Source organism: Paraglaciecola sp. QJM3NY_14 (assembly GCF_056173245.1).
The window spans coordinates 2,553,762-2,579,349 of record NZ_CM149664.1; the positions used below are offsets into that span (position 1 = coordinate 2,553,762).

General features: G+C 42.7%; 27 protein-coding genes and 1 riboswitch. Of the genes, 13 read left to right on the forward strand and 14 right to left on the reverse strand.

Annotation, left to right across the window (positions count from 1 at the left end; translation table 11 throughout):
* Nucleotides 1-118: 118 nt before the first annotated feature.
* Genes AC0VYA_RS10745 through AC0VYA_RS10755 form a run of 3 tightly spaced genes read left to right on the forward strand, consistent with a single transcriptional unit; the run spans nt 119 to nt 3,225 of the window.
* A complete protein-coding gene (locus tag AC0VYA_RS10745; protein WP_475491003.1) occupies nt 119-2,710 on the forward strand; it encodes an intermembrane phospholipid transport YdbH family protein in 2,592 nt (863 codons plus the stop codon).
* A 2-nt stretch (nt 2,711-2,712) separates the two neighbouring features.
* Entirely contained in the window at nt 2,713-2,886 is a 174-nt protein-coding gene (locus AC0VYA_RS10750) for a YnbE family lipoprotein (protein ID WP_011574942.1), read from the forward strand.
* 9 nt (nt 2,887-2,895) lie between these two features.
* On the forward strand, nt 2,896-3,225 hold the full coding sequence (locus AC0VYA_RS10755) for a YdbL family probable chaperone protein (RefSeq protein WP_475491004.1): 330 nt from the start codon (nt 2,896-2,898) through the stop codon (nt 3,223-3,225).
* A 96-nt stretch (nt 3,226-3,321) separates the two neighbouring features.
* Here AC0VYA_RS10755 and AC0VYA_RS10760 read toward each other — a convergent pair whose 3' ends face one another.
* The 3 genes from AC0VYA_RS10760 to AC0VYA_RS10770 all read right to left on the reverse strand — a co-directional run bounded on the left by AC0VYA_RS10760 (nt 3,322) and on the right by AC0VYA_RS10770 (nt 6,841).
* Nucleotides 3,322-4,086 (reverse strand): SDR family oxidoreductase, encoded by a 765-nt coding sequence (locus tag AC0VYA_RS10760; RefSeq protein WP_475491005.1) that lies wholly within the window; start codon nt 4,084-4,086, stop codon nt 3,322-3,324.
* Nucleotides 4,087-4,113: 27 nt separating this feature from the next.
* Nucleotides 4,114-4,878: a glucose 1-dehydrogenase gene (locus tag AC0VYA_RS10765; RefSeq protein ID WP_473480549.1), complete on the reverse strand. Its 765-nt coding sequence runs from the start codon at nt 4,876-4,878 to the stop codon at nt 4,114-4,116.
* Nucleotides 4,879-5,035: 157 nt separating this feature from the next.
* Nucleotides 5,036-6,841, reverse strand: a complete 1,806-nt coding sequence (locus AC0VYA_RS10770; RefSeq protein WP_475491006.1) for an acyl-CoA dehydrogenase — start codon at nt 6,839-6,841, stop codon at nt 5,036-5,038.
* A 224-nt stretch (nt 6,842-7,065) separates the two neighbouring features.
* Here AC0VYA_RS10770 and AC0VYA_RS10775 point away from each other — a divergent pair, with 224 nt between their 5' ends.
* Nucleotides 7,066-8,040: a GlxA family transcriptional regulator gene (locus AC0VYA_RS10775; protein WP_475488237.1), complete on the forward strand. Its 975-nt coding sequence runs from the start codon at nt 7,066-7,068 to the stop codon at nt 8,038-8,040.
* Between the two features lie 580 nt (nt 8,041-8,620).
* Entirely contained in the window at nt 8,621-8,929 is a 309-nt protein-coding gene (locus AC0VYA_RS10780; protein ID WP_011574948.1) for an isoamylase early set domain-containing protein, read from the forward strand.
* A gap of 56 nt (nt 8,930-8,985) precedes the next feature.
* On the opposite strand, the gene AC0VYA_RS10785 is transcribed toward AC0VYA_RS10780, so the two are convergent.
* From AC0VYA_RS10785 to AC0VYA_RS10795, 3 genes are all read right to left on the reverse strand, one after another.
* Nucleotides 8,986-10,944 carry a beta-galactosidase gene (locus AC0VYA_RS10785; protein WP_475488238.1) on the reverse strand — a complete coding sequence of 653 codons (1,959 nt, stop codon included), beginning with the start codon at nt 10,942-10,944 and terminating at the stop codon, nt 8,986-8,988.
* Nucleotides 10,945-11,273: 329 nt separating this feature from the next.
* Nucleotides 11,274-12,200, reverse strand: a complete 927-nt coding sequence (locus AC0VYA_RS10790; protein WP_475488239.1) for an electron transfer flavoprotein subunit alpha/FixB family protein — start codon at nt 12,198-12,200, stop codon at nt 11,274-11,276.
* Nucleotides 12,200-12,949: an electron transfer flavoprotein subunit beta/FixA family protein gene (locus AC0VYA_RS10795; RefSeq protein WP_475488240.1), complete on the reverse strand. Its 750-nt coding sequence runs from the start codon at nt 12,947-12,949 to the stop codon at nt 12,200-12,202. The genes AC0VYA_RS10790 and AC0VYA_RS10795 overlap by 1 nt, the downstream gene beginning before the upstream one ends.
* Nucleotides 12,950-13,377: 428 nt before the next feature.
* Here AC0VYA_RS10795 and AC0VYA_RS10800 point away from each other — a divergent pair, with 428 nt between their 5' ends.
* From AC0VYA_RS10800 to fur, 6 genes are all read left to right on the forward strand, one after another.
* A complete protein-coding gene (locus AC0VYA_RS10800; protein ID WP_475488241.1) occupies nt 13,378-15,027 on the forward strand; it encodes an electron transfer flavoprotein-ubiquinone oxidoreductase in 1,650 nt (549 codons plus the stop codon).
* Nucleotides 15,028-15,208: 181 nt separating this feature from the next.
* A complete protein-coding gene (locus AC0VYA_RS10805) occupies nt 15,209-15,610 on the forward strand; it encodes an H-NS family histone-like protein (protein ID WP_473480565.1) in 402 nt (133 codons plus the stop codon).
* Between the two features lie 186 nt (nt 15,611-15,796).
* The gene (locus AC0VYA_RS10810; protein WP_011574954.1) at nt 15,797-16,480 is read left to right on the forward strand and encodes an alpha/beta fold hydrolase; all 684 of its coding nucleotides are present in this window, start codon (nt 15,797-15,799) and stop codon (nt 16,478-16,480) included.
* Nucleotides 16,481-16,541: 61 nt separating this feature from the next.
* Nucleotides 16,542-16,754: a DUF2788 domain-containing protein gene (locus AC0VYA_RS10815; protein ID WP_006993318.1), complete on the forward strand. Its 213-nt coding sequence runs from the start codon at nt 16,542-16,544 to the stop codon at nt 16,752-16,754.
* A 54-nt stretch (nt 16,755-16,808) separates the two neighbouring features.
* The gene (fldA, locus tag AC0VYA_RS10820; protein ID WP_007987378.1) at nt 16,809-17,333 is read left to right on the forward strand and encodes a flavodoxin FldA; all 525 of its coding nucleotides are present in this window, start codon (nt 16,809-16,811) and stop codon (nt 17,331-17,333) included.
* A 222-nt stretch (nt 17,334-17,555) separates the two neighbouring features.
* A complete protein-coding gene (gene fur / locus AC0VYA_RS10825; RefSeq protein ID WP_011574956.1) occupies nt 17,556-17,978 on the forward strand; it encodes a ferric iron uptake transcriptional regulator in 423 nt (140 codons plus the stop codon).
* A 309-nt stretch (nt 17,979-18,287) separates the two neighbouring features.
* Here fur and modB read toward each other — a convergent pair whose 3' ends face one another.
* The 8 genes from modB to moaA form a co-directional block, all read right to left on the reverse strand.
* Nucleotides 18,288-18,980, reverse strand: a complete 693-nt coding sequence (gene modB / locus AC0VYA_RS10830) for a molybdate ABC transporter permease subunit (protein ID WP_011574957.1) — start codon at nt 18,978-18,980, stop codon at nt 18,288-18,290.
* A complete protein-coding gene (gene modA, locus AC0VYA_RS10835; RefSeq protein ID WP_475488242.1) occupies nt 18,970-19,719 on the reverse strand; it encodes a molybdate ABC transporter substrate-binding protein in 750 nt (249 codons plus the stop codon). The genes modB and modA overlap by 11 nt, the downstream gene beginning before the upstream one ends.
* A 37-nt stretch (nt 19,720-19,756) precedes the next feature.
* The gene (gene moaE / locus AC0VYA_RS10840; RefSeq protein WP_011574959.1) at nt 19,757-20,221 is read right to left on the reverse strand and encodes a molybdopterin synthase catalytic subunit MoaE; all 465 of its coding nucleotides are present in this window, start codon (nt 20,219-20,221) and stop codon (nt 19,757-19,759) included.
* A gap of 3 nt (nt 20,222-20,224) precedes the next feature.
* Entirely contained in the window at nt 20,225-20,470 is a 246-nt protein-coding gene (locus AC0VYA_RS10845; protein WP_475488243.1) for a MoaD/ThiS family protein, read from the reverse strand.
* Complete coding sequence (gene moaC / locus AC0VYA_RS10850) at nt 20,467-20,967, reverse strand: cyclic pyranopterin monophosphate synthase MoaC (RefSeq protein ID WP_475488244.1); 501 nt, start codon at nt 20,965-20,967, stop codon at nt 20,467-20,469. Before moaC ends, AC0VYA_RS10845 begins: the two co-directional genes overlap by 4 nt.
* Nucleotides 20,968-20,970: 3 nt before the next feature.
* A complete protein-coding gene (moaB, locus tag AC0VYA_RS10855) occupies nt 20,971-21,516 on the reverse strand; it encodes a molybdenum cofactor biosynthesis protein B (RefSeq protein ID WP_011574962.1) in 546 nt (181 codons plus the stop codon).
* Nucleotides 21,517-21,630: 114 nt separating this feature from the next.
* The gene (locus tag AC0VYA_RS10860; RefSeq protein ID WP_475488245.1) at nt 21,631-22,302 is read right to left on the reverse strand and encodes a molybdenum cofactor guanylyltransferase; all 672 of its coding nucleotides are present in this window, start codon (nt 22,300-22,302) and stop codon (nt 21,631-21,633) included.
* Between the two features lie 40 nt (nt 22,303-22,342).
* A complete protein-coding gene (moaA, locus tag AC0VYA_RS10865) occupies nt 22,343-23,311 on the reverse strand; it encodes a GTP 3',8-cyclase MoaA (RefSeq protein WP_475488246.1) in 969 nt (322 codons plus the stop codon).
* A riboswitch (molybdenum cofactor riboswitch) is annotated at nt 23,305-23,487 on the reverse strand. It overlaps the preceding gene by 7 nt.
* A gap of 373 nt (nt 23,488-23,860) precedes the next feature.
* Between moaA and AC0VYA_RS10870 the strand changes: the two genes are divergently transcribed.
* On the forward strand, nt 23,861-24,751 hold the full coding sequence (locus AC0VYA_RS10870; RefSeq protein ID WP_475488247.1) for a kinase: 891 nt from the start codon (nt 23,861-23,863) through the stop codon (nt 24,749-24,751).
* Nucleotides 24,744-25,568, forward strand: a complete 825-nt coding sequence (locus AC0VYA_RS10875) for an HAD-IIB family hydrolase (RefSeq protein ID WP_475488248.1) — start codon at nt 24,744-24,746, stop codon at nt 25,566-25,568. Before AC0VYA_RS10870 ends, AC0VYA_RS10875 begins: the two co-directional genes overlap by 8 nt.
* Nucleotides 25,569-25,588 lie beyond the last annotated feature (20 nt).

Sequence of the window (25,588 nt, forward strand, 5' to 3'; positions counted from 1 at the left end):
TATCCATCCTCTGCGTTTTATCGTGTTTCGGGTAAAGCGCAGAAATTTTTCTTAGATTAATATATGCATTTTTTGTTACTGTACTAGCCTTGATTTGCTTCTTGCTAGGCTGTTCTCAGTGGGTAAACTGTTTTCTCAAAAGCGCTACGCTGTTCCGCTCCTTTCTTTTGTTATATTGTTCATCATTGTCGCTACAACGTATTTTTTCAGAAACGCAATTAGCATCTTTTTCATAGAGCACTACGCTCGTGAGCAACACATCACTGTGAACTGCCTATCGTTTGATATTGATAGCCAATTGAATATCGAATTGAAAGAGTTGTGCTTACAAGCTCCGGGGATAAAAGCTAAAATCGAGGACGCGCTATTCTCGTACCAAGAAAATACACTTTATACTTCAACGCTGATTGTTCATCACATTTCGAGTAAAAGCGCTGATAAACCTTCATCTACTATCGCACCCATAGACATAACCAGCTGGAAACTACCAGTTAACTTCCCCAAAGTAACCATTGATGAAGTTACGATTAACAGCGATGTATTAAAAGAGTCACTGACCTTTAGCCTTATTCAACCAACACCCGATTCTTTGAAATTCGAAGGTGATATTCATGCAACGCTTTATTTGACAACAACTGATGATGAAAGTGAGCAAAGCGCTATTACGGCGGATATCAAATGGGTGCTATCTGAAGTCATCGGTCTCGTTAGCCTTAATGAAACGCAACTGACGGATCTCAAGCCTTTGCTAAATCAAACTTCTTTTATGAATACTCAGATCAGTACTCATCTCAGATTTGACGGTAACCAGCTTTCCTCAAAACATAGTCTTAATACCTCTTTTCATTACAATCATAATTCGTGTTCAATACAGTCTGAAATCGATGGGCTTGTGGTTGCTGATATTTCACTGTTAACCCAACAACTCAGTTTAGATATTTCTGCTTTAGACAACCGTATTGTATTCGGTGACGACTGTCTGGCATTGTTGCCTCAGGTGCCGATTAAGTTACCTAACGTGTTTTCACTCACATCATCAACACCTATGTTAGTCACACTCAATGATGCAGTGGTTCCTTCCTTGTCACTCACTGATGAAAACAAAGCATTAGCGCTAACGCTAATTGATACAGGCATTTCGTTTCCAAATGAAAAATCGCCGATTCATATTGAAAGTAGGCTTACCCTAAAAGGGCAACTGAATTTAAACAAACACGTAAAACCGAGTGAAAATTTAGCCAAGCAATCACCTCTGCCACCAATAACGCTATCTCATAGTGCGTACGTAGAAGTAAATGACCGAGATTGGTCATTAAGTCAAATTGATGGAGTCATTGAGGCCCAAAATTTTTCACAGGCAGGTTTTACCAATAATACGTTTTCGATGAGCGCCAGTGGATCTGTATCTTCCCGAAGAGGAATTGCATTGCAATTAACAGCAGATGCAAATGGTTTACGTTATTTGAGTCCAGAGGAGGCGAGCATCCCTATCACGATAAAATCAGTTCAGGCCGCCCTCACCCTATCCGGGGAAACTATAAACAATGTTTCTGTGATGTCTGATGTCACCTCGTCGCAAATCAAACGAGATGCTGTATTGGTAAACAAACTAACGAATCATCTAACCGGTAATGTATCTGATTTTAATCGTCTTGACTTTAGCGGTGACTCGATACTCAGTGGCATTGCTATTAATGTATCTGCGAAGCAGTATCTAACTTTTTCGAGCATTGATGTACGACATGACATTACAGCACAGCGCAGCTCTAGCACATTAATTAGCCAGCATGATGTGTCAATAGAAAAGTCTTTGCAGTTTAAACTCGGCCAATCTGGACAGCAGCTTAACCTAATGATGCGCCAGCAATCCATAGACAGCTTGCAAGCAGTCGCTAGCCGGTTTTTGCCGGAGCTCATACTGCAAGATGGTACATTGGATATTGATGCTCAGATGAAGTCAGATGGTCAAGATTTACAAGCATCTATTGAGCTTGTTAACGCAGAGATAAAATACGCAGACTTCAGTGCCAGCGGTATTTCAACTCACAGTAACCTATATTCTGATTCAGCGGGTCTTCAGCTTGATGACGCTAGGTTAACTATACTCAATGCGAATACTGGGGTACCTATCAGTAATATTGCTTTGGACTACTCCATCAAAAACAACAGTCTTAAAGTCGACAAAGCGACGGGTAACGTATTAGGTGGTAACTTCATATTAGGCGGTTTCTGGTTAGACAAGCGCAACCAAAACGCTCAGCTCACCATGAACAATATTGACTTAGCCGAAATTGTTGAATTACAGCAACAAAGTGGTATTGATGTGACTGGCTCTGTTAGTGGGATATTGCCTTTGACGTTAGAAGACGGCAAAGTGAATATCGATAACGGCCTATTAAAGAGTGACAGTGCTGGTGCCCTTAAAATTGATGGCAACCCCGCATTTGATTCCATTGCTCAACAACAAACCGAGTTGCTTTATTTAAAAGATCTAGAGTTTGAAAAACTAAGTAGTAAAGTGAAGTTGAATTCCGATGGATTATTGTTTTTGGATTTCTCTATATTAGGAAAAAATCCAACGCAACAACAAGCAGTTAATTTTAATTACCACCACGAGGAAAATATTCTAACCTTGATGCGTTCCTTAAGATTGACTGATTCGGTACAGAATCAAATTGAACATAACATTAAAAAAGGTGGTGAAGAGTGAAAATGTATTGGCTTATGGCGGCCTTGTTACCGTTGAGCGCTTGTACTCATAAAGTGCAAGTAGAAACGAAAGAACCCATTACTATCAACATTAATGTAAAGATAGATCATGAAATACGTGTGAAAGTTGATAAAGAGTTAGATGACTTATTCAGCGATGACAGTGAATTATTTTAAGGAGTGAACATGAAAATGAACCTATTACCTACATTGCTAGCAGCATCGTCCTTACTATTCGCCAGTATGAGCTTTGCAATAGAATTGGATGACGCTAAAGCACAAGGTTTGGTTGGCGAGCAAACAGACGGTTATCTTGGCGCAGTAGTCAGTAAGCCTGACGTAATTTCTTTGATCAAAGAAGTAAACGACAAACGAAAGCAAAAGTATGCGCAATTAGCCACTAAGAATAACCTTACTCTTGAGCAAGTTGAAAAGTTAGCTGCGAAGAAAGCCTATGAAAAAACCGACACTGGGCATTTCGTGTTGGTTAACGGTGCATGGGTTAAAAAGCCGTAGAAAGTAAATGTCATTGATTCAGCATAAAAAGCCGCCAGTGTATTCGTTACACTGGCGGCTTCATTTCTATTTACGGGCAACACGCTTTTAAATAGCTTAGGCTAAGTACCCTCCGTCCACTGTGACTGTTGTACCTGTCGTGTATGAAGATGCATCAGATACCAGATACAATACGGTTCCAGCCATTTCGTCAGGCTGAGCAACCCGTCCTAATGGGATCGTCATCAAAGCTTGTTTAAGAATTTTGTCATTGGATGTCAAAGCCGATGCGAATTTCGTTTCGGTTAAACCAGGCAGTAATGCGTTCACTCGAATGTTTAGCGAGCCGCACTCTTTTGCAAATGCCTTAGTCATGCTGATCACCGCAGCTTTCGTTACAGAATAAATTCCCTGCATATTGCCTGGAGAAATACCGTTGATCGATGCTGTGTTGAGGATAACCCCGCCACCCTGCTCTTTCATCATGTTTCCGGCGGCGATAGACATAAAGAAATAGCCTCTAATGTTCACATCTACCGTCTTTTCATAAGCCGCCAAGTCAGTATCTAATATATGACCGAAATATGGATTAGCTGCAGCGTTATTTACTAATATATCCAATTGCCCGAAGTCTTTCTTGATAGCGTCAAACGTGGCGTCTATCTGCGCCATTTCACCTACATGACATGCCATCGCAGTAGCTTTACCACCTGAATCGCGAATGCTTTTAGCAACCGCTTCACAACCGTCTAACTTGCGGCTTGATACAATCACATGTGCGCCGTAAGTGGCCAGTAATCTAGCAATAGACTCACCGATACCCCGGCTTGCACCGGTTACCAGGGCAATTTTGCCAGTTAGATCAAATAATTCTGTTTTCATTTATTGTCCTTTAATATTAATAACACGTTACGCAGTCATACCACCGTCGAGTACTACGGTATGGCCGGTCATAAAACTTGACTCTGCTGTACATAACCAAGCAATCGCGCCAGCCACCTCTTGTGGCTCTCCAAGGCGTTTCATTGGATTAGCCTTGACGAGTGCTTTTTGCCCACGTTCATCTAATTTAGACAAAACATTTTCCACCATAGGGGTGCGTATGAAGCTGGGGCAGACAGCATTAAAACGTATATTGTGCCGGGCATATTCCACCGCTGCTGACTTGGTTAAACCCACCACTGCATGTTTCGCTGCGCTATAGGCCGATAGCGTGGGAGCGGCACGAATACCTGCCACAGATGAGATATTGATCACATGGCCACCGCCATTTTGCATCATATGAGCCAATGCCTGTTTCATGCAAAACCACACACCATTCACATTCACCGCGATGTTTTTATGAAAGGTAGCATCGTCTATTTCCAGCATAAATTTAGGATCATGATCAATGCCAGCATTGTTTATCAACACATCGATATTACCTAATTCATCAATGGCTGAATCAAAAAGTGCCGCAACGGATGCACTTTCGCTGACATCTACTTTAACAAAACGCGCTTGACCGCCTTCATCACAGATGCGTTGAACCAGAGCATTGCCATCGACGTCGTTTAGATCTCCCAGTGTGATACTGGCCCCTCGTTTACTCAGTAACAAAGCAGACTCGGCCCCAATTCCTGAGGCCCCACCTGTAATTAATATATGCTTTCCAGCAACACTGTTGTCACTCATTAGCTGTATTCCACCTTATACTCAAATTCGTTTGTACCTCTGGGGTTTTTAACAAGCGCAATTCAGAAAGAGGGATAGATAATTGGATCCGCGCTTTGCCAATTAAAGCGCTCTTATTCCATATTAAACGCTGCTACCTATCCCTAATTAATATAATTTAAAACCAAGTTTCTTGCATCGCACTGCAGCTGTCACTCATGCTGCTTAACACTTTAAAATCCCGGTCCGTCAATGGTAATTCCCAATCAAGGAAATACTTCGCAGCTTGTAATTTTCCGCGATAAAATGCTTCATCATCCTGTGATACCGCATTTTTATTAAGTGCTTCTTCTGACGTAATTGCCTGCCTGATCCACATCCAACTGACAACTACTTGGCCAAATATGGTTAAGAAGCAACTCGCATTGGCTAGCAGTGCATTTTGGTTTTCACCTGCTAACTCCGCGCCTATGACAGGAATAAGCTTTTGCAGTTTTAATAAGTAAGGTTGAAGCTCAGCGATAAGCTGTTTGCTCACTGGGTGTTGAGCTTTAGCGAAGTCTTCGCCCATGACTTTTTGTAATTGCACTAAACCAGCGCCATCTGCCTGCCACAATTTACGTGTCATCAGATCTAACGCTTGAATACCGTTCGTCCCCTCATGAATCGGATTTAAACGGTTATCGCGCCAGCACTGCTCTACTGGATATTCTCTGGTATAGCCTGAGCCGCCCAGAATTTGAATTGCTAAATCATTAGCTTTCGGGCCGAATTCGCTGGGCCATGCTTTCACCACAGGGGTTAACAGATCAAGCAGCTCAGCTGTCCTCTGTTTCGCCTCTGGTGTTTCTGCTATATGCAGTTCGTCAACTAGTCTGGAAGCATAAAAACACAATGACATAGCACCTTCGACATATGACTTTTGCGCTAATAGCATGCGCTTTACATCACCATGTTTAATGATAGTGGCTGGTTTGTCGGTCGGTTTGCTGTTTGGCGCAACACGCCCCTGTGTTCTTTCTTTAGCGTAGCCCAACGAGTAACGATAGCCTGAATACCCAAGCATAGCGGCACCAAAACCAACACCAATTCGCGCTTCGTTCATCATCAAGAACATATACTTAAGGCCTTGATGCGCTTCGCCTACTAAGTAGCCGTGGCAATCGTCTTTTTCGCCGAACGATAAGACGGTAGAAGTAGTGCCTCGATACCCCATCTTATGAATAAGTCCTGCCAGTGAGACATCATTACGCTGTGCTGGCTCGCCGTTTTCATCGAGGCGAAATTTTGGCACCACAAAAAGTGAAATACCCTTAACACCCGCAGGCGCGCCTTGAATTTTTGCTAGTACCAAATGCACAATGTTGTCAGATAATTCATGATCACCCGCCGAAATGAACATCTTACTGCCCTTAATACGATACGTACCATCATCAGCCGGCTTTGCATTTGTGGTTATATCAGCAAGAGAAGAACCGGCATGTGGCTCAGTTAACGCCATAGTCCCAGTAAACTCACCTGTGAGCATACGCGGCATAAACTTATCTTTAATACTCTGCTCAGCAAAGTTCTTGATCACGTTGGCTGCGGCAACTGTCAAGAATGAGTAAGATGTGCTGGAGGGGTTCGACGCGGTAAAGTAACTTGAACACGCCATCATAATAGTTTCAGGCAGTTGCATACCGCCATCATCAAAATCGAAACGGCCGGCAATTAACCCTGAGTCTGCGTAGGCATCGAACGCCTCCTTTACTTCAGGGATCATGTGAACTTTCTCACCATCAAAGGTCGGCTCATTGAGGTCAGCCTTTCGATTATGTGGTGCAAACTTTTCCCGTGCGATTTTCTCCGCGGTGTCCATGACTGCATCGAACGTATCTTTGTTGTGTTCACTGAATCGCTCTTTATCACACAAGGACTCTGTATCGAGCAACTCGTACAATTGAAATGCTAGTTCTTTACGACTGACTAATTCTTCACTCATTTACCCACACCTTCTCTGATTAACTTGCCGCTTACGCCAAACATATAAGTATCTGTTGATATGTTTCGACTCTTATAAAGACAACATTCTTTTAACGGTGCTTAGCTTCGCAGATAAAAGTCAGGCGATTAATTGTCATATATGACATAATAATGGTCGTATATGACAGATATAACGCTCCGTGATACGCGCTAAAAACACGGGTTTATAGAGAGGACGAATTAGTGTACAAAGTGACTATTTTGGGATTCGATCAAGCCTACGCTAGTGCCATCACTGGGGTGCTAGATATATTTGGTTTAGCAGGTATTACTTGGCAGCGGATGCAGGGATTACCCATTAAACCGCTGTTTGATGTTCAAATAGCCTCGTTATGCCAAAGGCAGGTTAAATGTATTAATCAGCTTGAATTGAATGCCCATGTGTCAATAGAAAGCGTAGACAAAACGGATCTCCTCCTTATTCCTACCATCGGTGGTGACCCCATTGATGTCCTTAAAAATAATGTTGAACTCTTAGCCCATATAAGAAAACACCACGCTTTAGGAGCAGATATTGCGAGTAACTGCAGTGGCGCTTTTTTTTTAGCTCAGGCGGGAATACTTGACAAGCGTATGGCAACAACACATTGGGGCTACGCAGACTTATTTAGGCAGCTATATCCCAACGTTAATTTGCAAATCGATAGAATGATCACAGAGCAAGACAACATTTTTTGTTCAGGCGGAGGAATGGCGTGGTTTGATTTAGCACTCTTATTGATCGAGCGTTACGCTGGCCATGATATCGCGACCACAACAGCCAAGGCACACGTTATCGATTTATCTCGTGGGGACCAATCTGCTTACGCTTCTTTGCGCACTAAGAAATACCATCAGGATGCGGAAATTCTCGCTGTACAACAGTGGCTTGAGGAGCATTTCGCGCAAAAAATTGTGGTAGACACCTTGTGCGAAAAAGTAAATTTAACATCTCGTACTTTTGTTCGCCGCTTTAAGCGCGCAACGGAACAATCACCCCTAGCCTACCTGCAAGGTGTGAGAGTTGAAGCAGCGAAAAAGCATCTAGAAGCATCTGCTCATAGCGTAGAGCGCATTGTGAATCTCGTGGGTTACGATGATTTGAGCTCATTCACCCGACTTTTCAAAAAACACACTGGTTTGTCTCCCAGCCAATACGGGAAGAAATTTAGACGTTGAGCCTGTACGTTTACCAGCTGATAACTATCAGGGTATATTTCACATCATAAAGCTTAGAAACGGTGAATTAGCTAACGTAAATCATATTGTGCACAGTTTATGCTTAGTAAAAGCTATTGAACTGAGTATTAATCACAATATCTAGCTGATTTGCCAAATAATACGCTGTTAAACTAAAGAAAATCATGCGCATCAGATAGTTACAAGAATGGTGCTGAATTTTTGCCCTTATGTCGTCAATGGATAAAATAAGAAAAACAAATGATATGCATCAATTTAGGGCAAGTTATGTGCGCTAAAATAGAGATGTATATTTAAAATGCGAGTTTTAGTCTCTAGGAAGGATTGTCATAACGAGCCATTTGACGATGATAGTGGCTTAGGATGCGCTATTAAATAACATGCTATTCCGCTGCGGTAATAATGCGCGATGATGAAGTTCAATAGTTTAGTCGAACACAATAAGAGTTTAAGAATTTTAGGTTTATTTCGTAGTTTTATTACAAATAATTATAAAATTACGGCCAATTGGTGTATAAATGCACAAAATCTGTTCTTTAATTACGTTTGAGAGGAAATTATGGCTTTTAAGAAACAATATTTAAAATCGAAACCCGTTTGTAAGGTCACATTTAAAATCAGCAAGGAAGAGGCTAAAGCAGCAGATTCTGTCAGTATCGTGGGTGACTTCAATGATTGGGATAAGAAAGCTACTGTTATGAAGAAGCTTAAGAATGGTAGTTTCTCTGCAGCCATGGACTTACCCGTTGAGAAAGAATATCAGTTTCGTTACTTGTTAGACGGTAAAGCGTATGAGAATGACTGGCAGGCTGATGCTTATGCCATGTCTCCGATGTCTAATGAAGAAAACTCGGTTATCAAGCTTTAAAATGGATTGGGTGCTCTGCATTTTGAATGATTTGCAGAGCCCCCAATTTTAAAGACTTAATCGAGTGTTGTAAAAGATACGCCTGGGTAGGTTGTACCACTCCATTCTACGTCTTGCTGATTAAAGTTCAGCACAAGGGTTGTTTCACCACGTCGACTCAATCTCATGCCTTTAGGCAATGTGAAGGTTTCAATACCTACTTCACCTAATGCCGACTTGAAAATACTCTTTATTAAAGCCCCTGATAAAGCGCCAATAACGCTCACATTATCTTTTTTGGTCACCGCAGCAAGTCCTGCCATGGGACCGTTTACATACGTGTGTGTGGCATCCGCATCGGTTAATTCATAGCTCTCACACCAAAGTTTTGCAAAAAATTCCGTACTCGTTTCCCTCTGTTCAATTGATTGGGAAAGCGTTGGGCGCAATGAATCAAAATTTGCTAATTTGATACCTACCAAATCTTCTATTAATTGAAATTGTCCTTTTTCTGCTACTCGGCCTGTATCATTACGAAATGCGGTGCGAGGCCCAAAAATAATAGGGCAATTTTTAGCACTTTGGCTCAAATAAGACGCTATTTCTGATGTCATGATAGTCAGCGCAGGCGCAACAACTAAAGCATACTCCTTGTCCGCAAGTTGTTCAGGATGAATAATGTCTACGTCTACCCCTAACTCACGAAGTGCGCTGTAAAACATCATAAACTGATGCCAATAGTTTAGATCTTTATTGTGGGGTTGAAGGTTGTAAGCCCACAGGCTGTTGTAATCATGAAGCACAGCAACTCGAGCGTTCACTTTCTCCAGTGCAAACTGAGCAGTATCGAAGTCGTTAACTTCTTGGTACCCCCGGTCAGCCCGCCCATCTTGTTGTAATAAACCTGAATGCATAATTTCTTGTGCCATATGGCTTGCGCGCCATCTAAAATAGGTCACTGAACTCGCACCATGGACCCAGGCTTGGGCTGTCCAAAGCTGCACTGCCCCTTTAGCCGGCAACGGATTATACTGCGCCCAGTTGGCATGACCGCACTGTTGCTCCATTACCCAGAAATCCTTGCCGCCTTTAATTCCGCGATATAGATCATGATTAAAGCTCACTAGATCAGGGTGACCGGTCCGAGCAAACTCCGACTTTGTTTGTTCAGTTTCCCACGTGGCAAAAAATTCTAACATGCCGATCGGGTAACTATCCCAAGCGACAAAATCCAAATTTTTGGCGACTTTGTATAAATCGAACTCTTGAGCGAAAATGACAAAATTGTGAGTCAAAAAGCGATGAGGAGAAAGTGCTCTAAGTACATCGATTTGAACTTGTTGAAATTCTTCAATCATATCAGAGCAAAAGCGCTGATAATCCAACGCTTGTGACGGGTTTGGTTGACGTACAGCAGTCAAATTAGGCGGACAAATCTGTTGCCATTGTGAGTAGTCTTGGCTCCAAAATGCACAACCCCATGCCTCATTCAATGCATCTAAGGTTTCATATCGAGCTTTAAGCCATTTTGGGAAACGCTCAGCACTCGCACCACCGTAAGATACAGCTGTCCCTTCGTGGCCAAGTTCATTGTCAGTTTGCCAACCAATCACATCAGTGTGCTGACCATAACGCTGAGCCATAAGGGTTGTAATACGTTTACATTCTTGGCGATAAATATCGCTGGCATGGTCATAATGGCGACGAGAGCCAAACTTCATGGTTTGGCCTTGCGCATCAACAGCTAGCATTTCCGGATACTTTTGAACTAACCATGCAGGGGGAGTTGCAGTTGGCGTGCACATAACAATTTTTAGGCCCTGTGAAACATAAGTCTCAATCGCATCATCAAGCCATTGCCAATCAAATATGCCATCGCTAGGTTCAATTTTAGCCCACGAAAACTCTGCTAGACGTACATATTGCAAGCCCATAGCCTTTTGTTGTTCTGCATGGGTTTTCCATTCACTAGCCGGAACGTGCTCCGGATAGTCGCACACTCCTAGTGCAAGAACGTTGTTTGATGTTGCGACCATAGTGACGCCTCCATAATTTTATTTGTATGATAAATATGATGTGAGGAAATTAAACACTTATCGTACTCAACGCAAAGAATTTTTTGTCTTGTACCTTTGTTCGATGATTAATTAACCTAACGCCTAAATGCTTGCTCATGTTTAGAGTGAACTCAGGTATTCAGGATAATGAATGTAAGTAAGCGAGCTTATTGCTATTTAATAAGCATGACCTTTAGTGGTCATTCTACGAAGGACTGCAAAGCAGTAATGTAACGAAGACATCCACGAACAGCAGATAAAAAAATGCCGCTTATATAAAGCGGCATTCGAATGATAAAGGGTATTGCTTACAACGCTGCTTCTAGTTCAGGAAGAACGTCAAACAAATCTCCGACTAAACCGTAATCAGCCACCTGGAATATTGGTGCTTCTTCGTCTTTATTAATAGCAACGATGACTTTAGAGTCTTTCATACCGGCTAAATGCTGGATTGCACCGGATATGCCAACAGCGATATAAAGCTGGGGTGCGACAATTTTACCCGTTTGACCAACTTGCATATCGTTTGGCACAAACCCAGCATCAACCGCAGCTCGTGACGCGCCCATAGCTGCACCAAGCTTATCTGCTATGCCATCAAGCAATTTGAAGTTATCACCGTTTTGCATACCACGCCCGCCCGAGATAACAACGTCAGCAGCTGTGAGCTCTGGACGCTCAGATTTGGTTAATTCAGCACTAACAAATGAAGAAATGCTTGATGACTTCACTAAGTCTATAGCTTCTATCGGTGCAGAATTCTCCGTAGCATTTGCATCAAATGTTGAAGTACGCACTGTTAGCACTTTTATGTTATCACTTGATTGCACTGTCGCGATCGCATTACCCGCATAGATAGGACGTACAAACGTATCACTACTTTGTACACCAATAACATCTGATAATTGTGCTACGTCGAGTAAGGCGGCAACACGAGGCATAAAGTTTTTGCCCGTTGTGGTCGCGGCACAAACAATGTGGCTGTAGTCTTTACCCATTTCGGCAACCAAGTCAGCGACATTTTCTGCTAGTTGATGCTCATAGGCGGCGTTGTCTGCTAGTAGTACTTTGCTGATGCCATCTACTTCACTTGCTTGATTAGCCACATCAGCACAGTTAGACCCAACAACCAAAAGATGGAGTTCATCTCCCATCTTGCTCGCAGCATTGGCAAGTTTGAGTGTTTCAGACTTCAACTGGCTGTTGTCGTGCTCAGCATAAATAAGAATTGCCATTAGATCACCTTCGCTTCGTTTTTCAATTTATCAACCAATTCAGCTACATCAGCTACTTTCACGCCACCAGAACGTTGTGCAGGTGGCTCCACTTTGAGCACCTTCACACTCGAGCTTAATTCAACGCCGAAATCAGCGGCTACTTTTACTTCAAGGGGTTTACGCTTGGCTTTCATAATATTAGGCAAAGACGCGTAGCGCGGTTCATTTAAGCGCAAATCAGTGGTAACAACCGCCGGTAAGTTAAGCTCTACCGTCTGTAGACCGCCGTCAATTTCGCGGGTTACTTTCACCTTACCTGCATCGATATTCACTTCTGATGCAAACGTGCCCTGAGGCATACCAGTAAGCGCTGCTAACATCTGACCTGTTTGGTTATTATCTGAGTCAATAGACTGCTTACCTAGAATAACTAAGTCAGGGGCCTCTTCTTCAACCACCTTCTTAAGTAGTTTTGCTATTTGCAATGAATCCAAAGACTCGTTGGTATCAATTTGCAGACCGCGATCGGCACCGAGCGCAAGAGCGGTTCTAATTTGTTCTTGGCAAGACTTATCACCGATGGAAACAACCACTATTTCAGTTGCAACACCTTTTTCTTTCAGTCTGACTGCTTCTTCAACCGCGATTTCACAGAATGGGTTGATGGACATTTTGGCGTTGGTTAAATCAACTGCACTGTGATCGGCTTTAACTCGCACTTTCACGTTGTAATCGATTGCGCGTTTTACCGGCACTAATATTTTCATTTTCACCTCATTTGACAGGCGTTTAAGCAACAAAAATGTAATTAACATTACATTTACGGAATACATTCAATTTACGTTCTGTTGACGTACACGTCAACCCGCCCCTTTGTCGAACAAATGATCTAAAGCAATATATCCCCCTTTTGAAAGACAATGAGGATGATTTAGCCAACACTTAGATTGTAAAATAGGCAGTTGAAAGATTGGTTTTGAAGTAAAAGGGTTTCTATGGCATTCAGTATTTGTAGTCTGTGGCCCGAGCCGTAAGGCCGCATAAACGTGGCTTATAGAAAATATATATACAAATAAGTTGCGCTTTGTCGGCGCTATACGTAAAACATCTGCCAACTAAATTGTAAAATTTGTGTGACGAGTAAACACAAACGCATTTTTTTAATTAATACATATTTATAAAGAAGGAGATACTGGTGGAACGAGAATCGATGGAGTTTGATGTTGTGATAGTCGGTGCTGGTCCAGCTGGGCTCTCTACCGCATGTAAATTGATGCAATTGGCACAGGAAAAAGACCAAGAACTTATGGTCTGTGTTGTTGAAAAAGGCTCTGAAGTGGGCGCGCACATATTATCTGGTGCAGTATTTGAAACACGTGCCATGGATGAATTGTTCCCAGATTGGCAATCAATGGGGGCGCCTATTACGACCCCAGTCAAAGAAGATCATATTTATTATTTACGCAGCGAAGAAAAGGCCACTAAATTACCCAATATCATGACGCCGAAAACCATGCACAACGAAGGCAATTATATTGTCAGTATGGGTAATGTCACTCGCTGGTTAGCTGAGCAAGCAGAGTCCCTTGGCGTTGAAGTGTTTCCGGGATTCGCAGCAGCAGAAGTTATCTACAATGATGATGGCAGTGTTGGTGGGGTGCTAACCGGTGATATGGGCATAGGGCATAATGGTGAGCATAAAGATGGTTATATGCCTGGTATGGAACTTCGTGCCAAATACACAGTGTTCGCAGAAGGCTGCCGTGGTCATCTAGGCAAAGAACTCATCGCGAAATTTGAACTGGATAAAGGTAAGTCCCCACAGCATTATGCTATTGGTTTTAAAGAAATTTGGGATATTGAACCAAGTAAGCATCAAGAAGGCTTAGTTGTTCACAGTGCGGGTTGGCCGTTAACCGAAGCGTCAGGCGGTTCTTATTTATATCATGCTGAAAATAACCAAGTATTTGTCGGATTAATCGTTGACCTCAACTATAGCAATACGCACTTGAGCCCGTTCGATGAATTCCAGCGAATGAAACACCACCCCGTATTTAAACAATACTTAGAAGGTGGCAAACGCGTGAGCTATGGCGCAAGGGCCATTGCCAAGGGCGGGTATAATTCATTACCTAAAATGTCCTTGCCTGGTGCCTTACTGGTAGGTTGCGATGCGGGTACATTGAATTTTGCAAAGATTAAAGGTAATCACACGGCCATGAAATCCGGCATGTTGGCTGCTGAAACATTGATTAATGCATTAGGACCTGAAGACGCTGGCCGTAAGGATTTAGTCGATTACAGTAAGCGGTTCGAGGACTCTTGGGTCTACGATGAGCTATTCAGGTCGCGTAATTTTGGTGCTGCGCTACATAAATTTGGCACGTTTGGCGGCGGTGCTTATAACACCCTCGAGCAGAATATCTTTAATGGCAACATGTTCTTTAATTTGTCTGATAACGAGAAAGATCATGAACAACTTAAGCAGGCCAAAGACTGCCAGAAAATAGATTATCCAAAATATGACAGTGTGCTGAGTTTCGATAAGTTGTCCTCTGTATTTTTGTCAAACACCAATCATGAAGAGGATCAACCCTGTCATCTTAAATTAAAGGATAATGCTGTTCCAATTACGGTGAATTTACCTTTGTATGATGAACCCGCTCAGCGTTACTGCCCGGCCGGGGTATATGAAATCATAGATAATGAGCAAGGTGAAAAAGCATTGCAGATTAATGCCCAGAACTGCGTACATTGTAAAACCTGCGATATAAAAGACCCTACACAGAATATCCAATGGGTAGTACCAGAGGGTGCAGGCGGTCCTAATTACCCAAATATGTAATTAGTTTTAATGAATCTAAAAGGCGAATTTTATTTCGCCTTTTTTTCTTTTCAATTTTAAAACATTCGAATATTTAAGTTTTAAAACTATGAAAAATCATAAATTCCGATAAACTTATTGCTAACTATCACGTAAAAATATATGTTCAAACAAAATATACATTTAAATAAGAAGGGTAATTATGAGTGATTTTATTAGCATTTTGACTCATGGACGTCGATTACAAGGAGCGGTAAAGGAATTATCGGTAGAAGAATTAGAAACAGTCGCAGATAAACTCAATTCGATTATTGATAACCGTAAAGCGAAAGAATTAGAGCAGCAAGAAGCGGCCAAAGAGAAAAACGAAAAGCTAAATGAGATCCTAGCGCAATTAGAAGCAGCAGGACTTGATGTCAACGATTTACAAAAAGCTGAACCCGCGAAAAAATCAACTAAAGTGGGCAAAAAACGTCCAGTAAAATATATTTTAAAAGACAGCGCAGGTAATGAGCATAAATGGACTGGTATTGGTCGTATGCCTAAAGTTTTCAAAGCTGAACTTGATAACGGTAAATCACTAGATTCTTATCTAATAGACTAAGTGAATGAGTGGTCATTGAATTATGGCCGCTCTCCCCTCTTCTCTTCGCAGTACCACTAACCTTATTGATTAATAGGGGTCATTATTTCTATTTTAAATATTAACCACAGAATCGACCACGGTGAAAAAAATCAGCCTTGGTTATTATTAATACATGGTCTATTCGGCAGTTTAGATAACCTCGCTATGTTGCGCCGTAAATTAAGCCAAGATTTCAATATTCTATCTATTGATTTGCCGGATCATGGAAAGTCAGAGCACTCTGCGCAGTTTAGTTTTACTGGTTACGCGGATTCTATTATTGCTCTTTTAGCTCAGTTAAACATTTCACGTGTAAATGCAGTGGGCCACTCTTTAGGTGGAAAAGTCGCTATGCAAATGGCGCTGACTTATCCAGAAATTATTTCGACACTTACGGTGCTTGACATAGCACCAGTAGCGTATGAGCCAAGACACAGTAACGTTTTTAAATCTTTACTAAATGTAAAGCTTGAGAGCATTCAAGACCGCAAAGACGCTGATAAAATGATGAGCAAATTTGTCAATGAGGCTTCTGTTAGGCAGTTTTTATTAAAAAGCTTATACCAAGATACCAAAACACACTTTTGGCATTGGCGCTTTAATTTACCTCTATTGCATAGAGACTATTCATTGTTATCACAAGCGATTAGCAGTGACAGTCAATACACCAAACCCGTTTTATTTCTTAAAGGTGAACTGTCTGATTACTTAGTCGCAGAATACACCAAACAAACAACGGATTTATTCCCCAAAAGCCGCGTTAAAGTCGTTTCAGGGACTGGTCATTGGTTGCACGCTGAAAAACCGGCAGAGTGTGCGGATCACATACTCACATTTTTACGAAATTAGTTTTTTTCAAGACTGCCTCAATATGCTAAAGTAGCGCCGCAATGAAATGTAGCGAGTTCCCATGTTAAGCGAAAATTATGAACAAATTGAAGCCATCGCCTTAGATTTGGCATTGGTTGGTTTATTCTTACTCATGGGCTTTGCGGTACATGATGTTTTGAAGAAGAATAACGTACCTATGATAGGTAGAGTTGTTGTTTATTTAGTCTTGTTTTTAGGTGCCGCAGGCTTTTTGTTTAAGGGCGTGGTGCAATTTTTCTGGCAAGCGAATTAATGGCTCTGGTGAATGACCAGACATGTATAACTAGATTTTGAGGTATTCAATACGATGGCGAGCGTAGGCCTATTTTTTGGTAGTGACACAGGTAACACTGAACATATTGCCAAGATGATTCAAAAAGAATTGGGCAAAGGCCTAATCGACGTACACGATATTGCCAAAAGCAGTAAAGAGGATATTGCCGAGTTTGATTTACTCATGTTTGGTATTCCTACTTGGTATTACGGCGAAGCGCAATGTGATTGGGATGACTTCTTCCCAGAGTTAGAAGAAATCGATTTCGCCGATAAACTGGTCGCGATTTTTGGTTGTGGCGACCAAGAGGATTACGCTGAGTACTTCTTAGACGCTATGGGTATGGTCAGGGATATCGTTGAAGCTAAAGGCGCTATTTTGATTGGTCAGTGGCCTAGCGAGGGATACGATTTTGAAGCATCAAAAGGCATGGCTGATGATGACCACTTTGTCGGCCTTGGTATTGATGAAGATAGACAACCTGAATTGACCGAAAGCCGAGTAAAGGCTTGGTGCAAACAAATACACGAAGAAATGTGTTTAGCTGAACTGCAATAAATTCGGCAGTAACACCCTTCGTTATGAAAGGAGCGTGAGCTCCTTTTTTATGATTAAAGAGAAATCAAAACGTATTTTGGGGTCGGTTTTGAATATTAAATTAAGTAAAACGCCCTTTAATTGAACTGTTGAATTCGTAAGCGATGATATGACTGGATAACCGACGCTATAATCGGTACAGTTTATGATTACGTTGTTTACATCAAATGCTAAGTTGGATCTATGGACCAAAATAAAGAACTCAAAAAAGCGGGATTAAAAGTCACATTACCTCGTTTAAAAATCCTCGAAATACTACAAGATCCGAACAATCAACATATCAGTGCTGAAGATGTTTACAAGATCCTCATCGAACAAGACGAAGAAATCGGTTTGGCCACGGTATATCGTGTTTTAAACCAATTTGATGATGCTGGCATTCTAAACCGTCACCATTTTGAAGGCGGTAAATCTGTTTTTGAAATCAGTCATAAGAAACACCATGACCACCTCGTATGTTTAAATTGCGGTAAGGTCATTGAGTTCGAAGATGAAGTAATTGAAAAGCGTCAAGAAGAAGTTGCTAAACGCCACAACATGACGCTTATTCATCACAGCCTTTATCTGTACGGTGAGTGTCAAGATGACTGTGGCAACGACGAGTAAATAGTCTTTGCACAATATACCCGTTGAGACGCTAATCTAATATAGATGCGTACAACAATAGCCAAGATAGATATCACCCAAAATGTATATTCTATCTTGGCTTTTTATCCCCCAGCTTTTCCTTTATTCATTTTCTCCACTGCTAACACATCACATCACGTCTATACATATTTGCTTTTCAACGTGATGGTTTGAGTTGTGCTGGCGAGCAAGTATCTAACCCTGGTACGAAAACAACATTAGCCATGTTGTACCCCACCCTTTGAGATTAAATGAAGCACTGTGTCTGGTGATAAATTCACAGCTTTATCATAAAATTGTATATTTTCCCCTGCGCCTCATCATACTCAAAGACAACAAAACCACAAAAGCAAAGCCAACTAACATTAACGCCACATTATTTGCGGCGTCCATTTGATTGGTTTCAATTAAATCGTAAAGCAGGATAGATAAAACACGCGTTTCACTTTCTATATTGCCGCCAATAAGCAGTACCACACCAAATTCACCCACCGTATGGGCGAACGCTAAAATACAACCTGTGGTAATACCATGTTTGCTTAAAGGTAAAATGATACGCCTGAATGTGCTGGTTTTACTCGCTCCTAAGGTATGACTGGCGTCTAAGAGGTCGCGATCCACTTTTAAAAATGCGTCTCGTATTGGTTGCACCATAAATGGCAAACTATACAAAATAGAGCCTAAGAGTAAGCCGTAAAAAGAGAAAACCAACGTTGTGTCGAATGCCGTGACCCACGCGCCTCCTAAAAGATGCTGTGGAGAAAACAACACAAGAAGATAAAAACCTAGCACAGTAGGTGGCAAAATTAACGGTAAAGTCACGCATGCTTCAATAACGGGTTTTACGGGATTATTCGATTGGCTTAACCACCACCCCAAAGGAATTGAAATAACCAGTAGCACCAAGGTCGTTGCACTCGCGAGTTTCAACGTTAGCAACGTGGCGAGCCATATCTCACTGCTTACAAAATTACTGAGCATCAGGCTTTACTCCCGAATCAGTTTGCATCTCACTACTCTGATAACCCCTTTTTGCTATAAGCCCTTGCCCTTTTGTACCGAGAATATATTGGTACAGTGCGAGGGTCTCTTTTGTTTGTTGTTCCGTGCGCCCCAGTTGTTTGATAATGACCATTTGTTGGTTTATCGGTGAGTAAAGGTGACGGGGCAGTAACCAGTACTCTTCGGTGGCACTTATAATACTCAATACTTGACTGAGCGCGACAAATCCAGCTTGAGCGGCCCCTGTTTGTATATAATGTGCCGTTTGGGAAACGTTATTCCCCATCACGATATTGGGCCTCAACTGATCATACTTTTCGAGCTTTTTTAACGCTTGCTCAGCGGCTAAACCAAAAGGTGCAAGCTTAGGGTTCGCAATAGCAAGCTTACCCGTCAACGTATCCAGTGAGCTAGGGGCAACATTTGTTTGGCCCTTGATCCATAATACAAGCTGGCCTAACGCATAATTTTTGCGTGTATTGTTTTCCACTAACGATTTTTGTTCAAGTCGCCTCGGGCGTTCGCTATCAGCGGATAAAAATAAGTCGAAGGGCGCGCCTCTTTCTATTTGGGCGTATAAAACCCCAGTGGAAGCGCTTGAAATACTGACTTTTATGCTTGGATGTTCTAACGTAAATTGTTCAATGAGCAACGCTAGGGTCGGCTTAAAATTCGCTGCAACCGCTACTTTTACATCTGCAACTGTGCTCATACTCATACATGCTGTCATTATAAACAAGAATACGCAGCTGAGCTTACTCATCGCTAGTCCATCGCTGACGGGCTGCGGTATCACTGATATTTGCCTGAACCCACTTTTCCCCTAACGCTGTTGATTCTTTTTTCCAAAAGGGAGCCTCTGTTTTCAAATAATCCATTATGAATTGCGCAGCTTCAAAGGCATCTTTACGATGCATCGATGTCACACCCACAAAAACAATCTGGTCTCCCTGAGCCAAATGCCCCACGCGGTGAATAAGTATGATTTTACCGAGACCCCAACGAGCGCGAGCCTGCGACACAATCTGCTGCAAACTGATTTGGGTCATAGCCGGATAGTGCTCTAAAAACAAGTCCCCCACTGCCAGCCCTTGATTAAAATCTCGCACTAACCCACTAAAGGTCACGATAGCGCCATTGCTGAGACTGTCTTGTCTGAGGGCGTCGTAAAGTACACCATGATCGAAATCTTCTGTTTGAACCGCTATGATATCACTCACTTTCTATCCTCCCGTTACGGGCGGAAAAAACGCGACTTCATCCCCATCAACCAGTGACGTGTTTTCATTGCAAATTACCTGGTTAACAGCAACCAGAGTGGCATCAGCGGATAGATACTCGCCCCAGTGAGGGTGATGTAACACCAAAGTCTGCTTCAGGTTAGCGACATCCCCCACCGACTCGGCAACTTCTGTTGAGCCAGTTTGCACTTGATCTTTCAATTGACCGAAAAAGAGAACCTTGATCATGACGTTGCAACCTCTTTTCGTTGCCAATGACCGCTTTTGCCCCCTTGCTTTTCGAGCACTTTAATTCCGTCGATGGTCATTGATGGGTCCACCGCTTTACACATATCAAATAAGGTCAACGCGGCGACAGAAACCGCGGTAAGAGCTTCCATCTCTACCCCTGTTTGTCCCGCTAGTTTGCACATAGCCGTAATTTCGATGCCACTGTTATCTTCAAGGTTTGTAAAGTCTATTTGCACTTTGGTTAGCATCAGCGGATGGCACAATGGAATCAAATCACTGCACTTTTTAGCGCCCTGAATACCTGCGATACGCGCAACAGCAAAGACGTCTCCTTTGGCGTGTTGCTTGTTGTTAATGAGAGACAATGTTTGTGGCGACATCAATACTCTGCCTTGAGCATAAGCAACGCGCTGCGTAACTGACTTATCGGTGACATCCACCATGTTCGCTTCGCCTTGCTGATTAACGTGGGACAACATTTTATCTTGTGCCATCCGTTACCCCCGAGTTTCACAAGGTGTTGCATTAACGTCTTTCAAATGCACGATGAAATTACAAGGCCTGTGAGTTGAGTTGAGTTGTTGCTGCAATATGCCTGTCCACGCGGTTCGACATGCACCAGTGGAGCCAGGCATACAAAATATTGCAGTACCATTGGCCATGCCTGCTAAAGCGCGGGATTGCACTGTAGAGGTACCAATCTCCGTATAGGATATGTACCTAAACAGTTCACCAAACCCTTCAATTTCCTTATCAAATAATACCGATAAGGCTTCTGGTGTAGTATCCCTAGCCGTAAAGCCAGTGCCGCCCGTCACCAGTACTACTTGTACATCAGTTGAGGCGATCCAGTTAGATACCCTCGCTCTGAGCTGATACTTATCATCTTTTACAATACGCTTATCTACTAACCGATGTCCGTCGGCTTCTAATGCACTCACTAAGTAAGCACCGGATGTATCCGTATCTTCATCTCGCGTATCTGACACAGTCAGTACCGCAATATTGAGTGAGATAACATCTGAATTGTTCGTGTGTCCCATAAATATCCTAGATTTTTGGAGTACGTTTTGAGCAACGTACAAAATTGTTTAGAAGCGAATAGTCCGCAACGTTTACTGCACCGCTGGTTATCGTTAAGCACTGAGTCAAGGTATTTAGCCCGAAGTAAAGCTTTGATTTAATTCAAGCCATTGCTCTGGCGAGTTAATATTATCAAACTCGTTTGGATGAATATCATTAGGAATAGCTATTGCGTTGGCGTGATTTTTTTCAAACATATTAAATAAAGACAATGATTTACCTTCGCGCAATACACATTCTAAAGATGTAAATAAGTCAGTTTTATATGGGATGTAAACAGGTAAATTAAACCCTGTGAAATGCACGATCACGTCGCTTTGCGTGCCCTCAGATACCAATGCCTTCAATGTGTTTGGAGTGACATTTGGCATGTCTACCGGCAACACTAATAGTCCCATGGCCTGCTGCACATCATCACCACTACGTTCGGTAACTTGCCCAGGGTGTCGCTCAGCGAGATAGCTCATCCCAGCGTGGACCCCCGCTAAAGGGCCACAATCTGGATATATATCATGGATCTGCTCGGGCTCTTTGCCACTCACTAATACTGTCCCTACTCCGGCATGGGTTAATAGATCTTGTGCATGACTGAGTAAGGTTTGATTTTTGTCTTTAAGCCGAAGCAGGCTTTTATCTTGCCCCATGCGCGATGACAAACCGCCCGCGAGCACCAAGCCAATGACACTCATGCTGTTGTCATCAGGCGATATCGACGTTGATGAGCTTTCGCCAACATCAATCGTCATGTTGACTTGATTAACGTACATGAAATAAGCGGATCAAGTGTTAGCCGCCCAGCATTGCAAGGTGCTTAGTGGCGCCAGTATAACCATCATGAAGGAAGTGAGTGGATTTTTTATCTCCTAGGAGTGTCCTTAACTCTTCTTGTAAACGCTGGGTATCATCGTCAGTAATATACTCTCGTATATCAAGGCCCTGTTCACTGAACAAACACAGGTGCAGTTTACCCAAGGCTGAAATTCTAAGACGGTTACAGCTCGCGCAGAAGTCTTTGCTATAGGGCATAATAAGACCAATACGCCCCTTAAAGTCAGGGTGAGCAAACTCTTGCGCTGGCCCCGCGGCTTTATCGCGAATAATTTGCTGCCATCCCTCACTGATAAGTTGCTCTTTAATGGGCAAACCAGAGGCGTGGTTCTTATCAAAAAACAATTGATTATCACCGGTTTGCATTAATTCTATAAAGCGCAACGTAATTGGGGTTGTTTTGATCCACTTTAAGAACGCGGATAACTCATGCTGGTTAAAGTGGCGCATCAAAACAGCATTGACTTTCACTGTCACCCCAAGCTCTACGGCTCTATCAATTCCGCGTAGAATAACATCAAGTTTATCGTGGCCAGTGATAGACGCGAACATACGGGGGTCCAAGCTGTCAATACTGACATTCATTTGCGTCAGGCCAGCTTCTACCCAGCTGTCGATATGATCAGGTAATTTATAACCATTCGTCGTGATCGCGACCTGCTTGATGCCCTGGGTATTTGCGCAGGCACGAATAGCGTCTGGCAAATCTTTTCGTAGCGAAGGCTCGCCACCCGTTATACGAATTTTGCTGGTGCCTAGTTTCGCAAAGGCACCTGCAATGCGTTTAATTTCAATCAGAGACAAGAAATCCCTGTCGGTATCGCACTGATACCCATCAGGTAGACAGTACTCACAACTAAAATTACACACATCAGTAATGGACAGCCGCAGGTAATGAAACCGGCGACCAAATTTATCTTGCAACATATTCACTAACACCTTTCCAAATTGAAGTTGCCGGGCCTTATCGCCTTGGCACTTACGGGGAGGCTGTTTGATTTCTCTCACAACCCTGGCGAATGACACATTCTTGCGAACGCACTTCGCGGCCAACATACCTTGTCTTCTGATTTAGGTATGAAGGCTCGGAGTTAAACCACCTGTATATCTACTTTATTAATTTCGACCCACTATTTTTACCACACTTAGGGCGCTTAAAGCTATTAGCGCTGAGTTTAACCAGCCTAATAGTTGTGTACAAATATGTATGTGACACTCATCACCCCGGCGCAAAGACGAAGTCTGTTTAGCGCGTGCGTTTTTTAGCCTTATATCCATACCTCACTATATTAACGCAATAGATACTCACTGCGCTTTTCACATCATAAAATTCATGCCCCTTAGCCCAGAAATAGCAGCCAAGCATACTCATTGATAGTGATTGGCATGTATGTTGATTGCTTGGATGTGTCATAGCATATTGAATATGGTTAATGAGCAGCAACATTGGTGCATAACAAGGGAGAGAACGTAAATATGTTAACCGAATTTACTGATAAACATCAGTTAAGTAAGGACTTTTTACACGATGCAAGAAAATGGTACATACCGCTTGCTGAAAACATCGCCAAGCACCAATCTGGTGCATGCGCGCCCTATTTTTTAGGCATCAATGGATGCCAAGGGTCTGGTAAATCAACATTATCCGAGTTTCTAGCCAGTTACCTTACACAGGAGCATGGTTTAAAAGTGGTTGTCATGTCACTTGACGACTTTTATTTGGATCAATCCCAGCGCAATGCTATTGCCGTCAAGGTGCACCCATTATTCAAAACACGCGGTGTGCCAGGCACACACAATATAGCATTAGCGTCGCAGGTACTTTCATCGCTACACAGCGGCGCTGCCACATCAATCCCTCGGTTTAATAAAGCCGATGACAATCCCGCTCCGGTTAGTCAATGGCAACAGATAGACGAACAGGTAGATGTGGTTATTTTTGAAGGTTGGTGCTGGGGCGTTGAAGCTCAGAATGAGGCACAACTTATCGCTCCCATCAATGCCCTTGAAGACGAACAAGATGAGACGGGTGTGTGGCGTCGATTCGTTAATAAACAATTGGCGCGAAACTACGTACCACTTTATGGGAACATGGATTATTGGGTGATGCTTAAGGCACCTTCTTTTGAGAGCGTCTATGCGTGGCGATTGGAACAAGAGCACAAATTACGTGCCTCCCTTTCGACCGCAGATTCTAGTACTGGAAGCAAAGTAATGAGCGATGAGCAAGTGTTAGCCTTCATACAATATTATCAACGCCTAACTGAACATGGTTTATCAACGCTGCCACAAAAATGTGACCTCGTGTTCAGTTTAAATTCAGCGCGCAGAATCACTGCACTTACACGAAGAGGTGTTCATGCTTAAACAGTTACTCGTATTTACCGATATGGATGGCACATTGTTGGATCATAACACTTATAGTTATGCGCCAGCACTGAACATGCTGGATATCCTTAGAAGCAAACACATTCCAGTCATCCCTACCACAAGCAAAACCAAAGCAGAGTTAGACTCTCTTATGGCAGAGCTAAAACTTAATGGTCCACTTATCGTAGAAAATGGCGCTGCGGTTTTTATCCCTCAGCATTTAATGAAGACACAGCCCGAAGGTACAAAGAGCAAAGAAGGCTTTTGGGTCAAAGAATTTGCTCAACCTCGCTCGCATTGGCTGGCATTAATTGCCAGTGTTGAAAGTGACTTTTCAGGCGAGTTTTTGCAGTTTTCTACCATGGGCGAGCAACAAATCATAGAGCACACCGGACTTAGCCCTAAAAATGCAAAGCTGGCCAACACCCGTATGTATAGTGAGCCCGTTAAATGGCTCGGGTCGCCAGATAGAAAGCGCGAGTTTGTCACTCAGTTGCAGCAACTGGGTGCTACCGTGTTACAAGGCGGTCGCTTTCTTGGTGTGTCAGGGCTATGCGATAAAGGAATTGCCTTGCAATGGTTAGTCACAGCATTCCAACGTCATATTGGGCACAGTGCAACTTTGAGTGTCGCGTTAGGCGATAGCAACAATGATGTGGCTATGCTGGAAGCCAGTAACATTGCGGTACGTATTAAATCACCCACCCATTCGTTTCCACCACTTGAGAGAACAACAGGTGTCTACGATAGTACATTAGAAGGACCTTCAGGCTGGACTGAGTGTTTATCTAAAATTCTGATCAATGAAAGTTAGTATAAAGCTCAACTTTTATT

Excerpts from the sequence above, each read along its gene's own strand:
- AC0VYA_RS10750 (WP_011574942.1), top strand. The coding sequence starts at position 2,713 with ATGTATTGGCTTATGGCGGCCTTGTTACCGTTGAGCGCTTGTACTCAT.
- AC0VYA_RS10755 (WP_475491004.1), top strand. The coding sequence starts at position 2,896 with ATGAAAATGAACCTATTACCTACATTGCTAGCAGCATCGTCCTTACTA.
- AC0VYA_RS10760 (WP_475491005.1), bottom strand. The coding sequence starts at position 4,086 with ATGAAAACAGAATTATTTGATCTAACTGGCAAAATTGCCCTGGTAACC.
- AC0VYA_RS10765 (WP_473480549.1), bottom strand. The coding sequence starts at position 4,878 with ATGAGTGACAACAGTGTTGCTGGAAAGCATATATTAATTACAGGTGGG.
- AC0VYA_RS10770 (WP_475491006.1), bottom strand. The coding sequence starts at position 6,841 with ATGAGTGAAGAATTAGTCAGTCGTAAAGAACTAGCATTTCAATTGTAC.
- AC0VYA_RS10780 (WP_011574948.1), top strand. The coding sequence starts at position 8,621 with ATGGCTTTTAAGAAACAATATTTAAAATCGAAACCCGTTTGTAAGGTC.
- AC0VYA_RS10785 (WP_475488238.1), bottom strand. The coding sequence starts at position 10,944 with ATGGTCGCAACATCAAACAACGTTCTTGCACTAGGAGTGTGCGACTAT.
- AC0VYA_RS10790 (WP_475488239.1), bottom strand. The coding sequence starts at position 12,200 with ATGGCAATTCTTATTTATGCTGAGCACGACAACAGCCAGTTGAAGTCT.
- AC0VYA_RS10795 (WP_475488240.1), bottom strand. The coding sequence starts at position 12,949 with ATGAAAATATTAGTGCCGGTAAAACGCGCAATCGATTACAACGTGAAA.
- AC0VYA_RS10805 (WP_473480565.1), top strand. The coding sequence starts at position 15,209 with ATGAGTGATTTTATTAGCATTTTGACTCATGGACGTCGATTACAAGGA.
- AC0VYA_RS10810 (WP_011574954.1), top strand. The coding sequence starts at position 15,797 with ATGTTGCGCCGTAAATTAAGCCAAGATTTCAATATTCTATCTATTGAT.
- AC0VYA_RS10815 (WP_006993318.1), top strand. The coding sequence starts at position 16,542 with ATGTTAAGCGAAAATTATGAACAAATTGAAGCCATCGCCTTAGATTTG.
- fldA (WP_007987378.1), top strand. The coding sequence starts at position 16,809 with ATGGCGAGCGTAGGCCTATTTTTTGGTAGTGACACAGGTAACACTGAA.
- fur (WP_011574956.1), top strand. The coding sequence starts at position 17,556 with ATGGACCAAAATAAAGAACTCAAAAAAGCGGGATTAAAAGTCACATTA.
- modB (WP_011574957.1), bottom strand. The coding sequence starts at position 18,980 with ATGCTCAGTAATTTTGTAAGCAGTGAGATATGGCTCGCCACGTTGCTA.
- modA (WP_475488242.1), bottom strand. The coding sequence starts at position 19,719 with ATGAGTATGAGCACAGTTGCAGATGTAAAAGTAGCGGTTGCAGCGAAT.
- AC0VYA_RS10845 (WP_475488243.1), bottom strand. The coding sequence starts at position 20,470 with ATGATCAAGGTTCTCTTTTTCGGTCAATTGAAAGATCAAGTGCAAACT.
- moaC (WP_475488244.1), bottom strand. The coding sequence starts at position 20,967 with ATGGCACAAGATAAAATGTTGTCCCACGTTAATCAGCAAGGCGAAGCG.
- moaB (WP_011574962.1), bottom strand. The coding sequence starts at position 21,516 with ATGGGACACACGAACAATTCAGATGTTATCTCACTCAATATTGCGGTA.
- AC0VYA_RS10860 (WP_475488245.1), bottom strand. The coding sequence starts at position 22,302 with ATGACGATTGATGTTGGCGAAAGCTCATCAACGTCGATATCGCCTGAT.
- moaA (WP_475488246.1), bottom strand. The coding sequence starts at position 23,311 with ATGTTGCAAGATAAATTTGGTCGCCGGTTTCATTACCTGCGGCTGTCC.
- AC0VYA_RS10870 (WP_475488247.1), top strand. The coding sequence starts at position 23,861 with ATGTTAACCGAATTTACTGATAAACATCAGTTAAGTAAGGACTTTTTA.
- AC0VYA_RS10875 (WP_475488248.1), top strand. The coding sequence starts at position 24,744 with ATGCTTAAACAGTTACTCGTATTTACCGATATGGATGGCACATTGTTG.